At 29.0% G+C, this 1,852-nt stretch carries 4 protein-coding genes; 1 reads left to right on the forward strand and 3 read right to left on the reverse strand.

The features are described 5' to 3' along the window. Positions 1-130: 130 nt before the first annotated feature. Entirely contained in the window at positions 131-325 is a 195-nt protein-coding gene (locus E4T68_RS08750) for a hypothetical protein (RefSeq protein WP_135126017.1), read from the forward strand. 4 nt (positions 326-329) lie between these two features. On the opposite strand, the gene E4T68_RS08755 is transcribed toward E4T68_RS08750, so the two are convergent. The 3 genes from E4T68_RS08755 to E4T68_RS08765 form a co-directional block, all read right to left on the reverse strand. Then, positions 330-923, reverse strand: a complete 594-nt coding sequence (locus E4T68_RS08755; RefSeq protein ID WP_135126019.1) for a TIR domain-containing protein — start codon at positions 921-923, stop codon at positions 330-332. After that, a complete protein-coding gene (locus tag E4T68_RS08760; protein WP_135126021.1) occupies positions 916-1,356 on the reverse strand; it encodes a DUF4231 domain-containing protein in 441 nt (146 codons plus the stop codon). Before E4T68_RS08760 ends, E4T68_RS08755 begins: the two co-directional genes overlap by 8 nt. Before the next feature lie 55 nt (positions 1,357-1,411). Beyond that, positions 1,412-1,852 (reverse strand): S24 family peptidase (locus E4T68_RS08765; protein ID WP_135126023.1); only part of this gene is annotated, 441 nt, incomplete at its 5' end.

Here is a 1,852-nt window from a genome sequence, read left to right on the forward strand (position 1 = left end):
CTTTTACTCGCTTTTAAATTTAATTCATCATAATGTCTGTGTTGTCAAAGTCCACTGATTTATTGTATAATAAACTTAATAAGTGGATTTTCATTTAATTTAGATATGTAATAAGGAGGTTTCTATCACTATGGAACGAGTTACTGTTAGAAAAATCCCTGTTGAAGTATCCGCATATCAAACTGATAAAGAAATGTATATCGAAACTTTAGAAGGGATAATGAAAGCTTCTAAAGGTGATTGGATTATTCAAGGGGTTTCAGGTGAAGAGTACCCTGTTAAACCAGATATTTTTAATAAAACCTATGAAATAGTTAAAAGTTAGATTTTTACGGTCTAACTTTTATTTTTTTAGTAATATCAGTCTCTCTTTTATCAAATGCTAAATCAATATATCTTTCAGGGTTTTCTATAAAATCATCCCATTTGGTTAGTACGCAATATCTGTCGTCATATCCCCAGCTACAGCCTGATTTTGGATTCGGTAAATAATAATTATAACTAAATTCTTTTATTACTGTTTCATCGTTGATACAAACATACTTATGTTTTTCATCACATTTAGTACATATTCCACTACCTTTATATATATTGTCATACATTGAAGGTAAAACGACACCTAATATCCCATTTCGAGAACCAGCAACGGTATTTGACAGAGAAGCTTGAAGTTCTTTTTTTATAAAATATTGATTTTGTAATTTGTTATCTTCGCTACTGCATTCTCCGATTAAGTGAATTGTGATAGTAGAATCCTTTAAGTAATCTTCTCTAATTTTTTGCATAATGTAATCTTCGTCCTCTGAATGAATGGGAACGTTTAAAGATTTATCAATATAATCTATGTCTAAATTATTTTGGATATATTTTTTGTATTCTATATCTTCGGTCTTGAATGAAATAAAACATTTATGCTTAGTCATGTGCTTTATCCTCCTTATTTTTAGCATCAGTTTGTAAATTTGCCCAATTGATATTTTCACTAGAAATGATGGTTTCACAACGTTCTACAAGAAGAATAAATGGGGTTGTTTCATCTTTATATACTCCAGAAAGTGTTAAAAACATGTATTTTTCATTTTTTAAGGTTTCGGTTGTTTGTCTGTATTTAATCCAATTTTCTTTATGAGAGTAAAGGGCTATAAAAGATTCGCAGACTAGTATCAAAGAGGAACACAGTGTTACTAAAATATCAAAATAATAAAATTTTAATAGAGTTAAGACAGGTATTACTGTTCCCAATAAGATTTCTGCTATTTTTAAATATTTATACCAATTTTGATGTTTTTTACTTTTTTTGTCATACCAATGAATTTGATCATCTAGTCTTTGATGTATGTATTCTTCTTTTTTCAACTTTTTCTCCTTTCTATTAACATAATAATACCTCTGTTTTTGTTTTTTTCGATGACTATAAAACAATAATTCCCACTAAACGTACGTCATCATATTCTCTGATAATAATATCTTTATAATCTCTATTGAGAGATACAAGGCGGACCTTGTCTTCTTCTTGATAGAATTTTTTTAAAAAGCCCATACCATTTACAATAAATGCACCAATTTGACCATGATATATTTCTTGAGTTTTTTTAATAAATACAATATCTTCATCTCTAAACATAGGCTCCATACTGTCACCATACACACGTAAAGCAATATCATGTTTAGGAATAGGTTTAGGGTAGCGTATTGTTTCTATGGCTTCATCATATAAGTCTAAACCGGTACCTGCACTAATCCCACCGTACAAGTCAATATCACCGTATTCAGTAATATTAGTATTATTAGACACATATGATGTTGAACGTTCTTTTATTTCATTTATATTGGTGATATTTGATTTACGGTT

Source organism: Granulicatella sp. WM01, assembly GCF_004570605.1.
Lineage (GTDB): Bacteria > Bacillota > Bacilli > Lactobacillales > Aerococcaceae > WM01.

Coding starts and splice junctions, on each gene's coding strand:
- E4T68_RS08755 (WP_135126019.1), bottom strand. CDS start 923: ATGACTAAGCATAAATGTTTTATTTCATTCAAGACCGAAGATATAGAA.
- E4T68_RS08750 (WP_135126017.1), top strand. CDS start 131: ATGGAACGAGTTACTGTTAGAAAAATCCCTGTTGAAGTATCCGCATAT.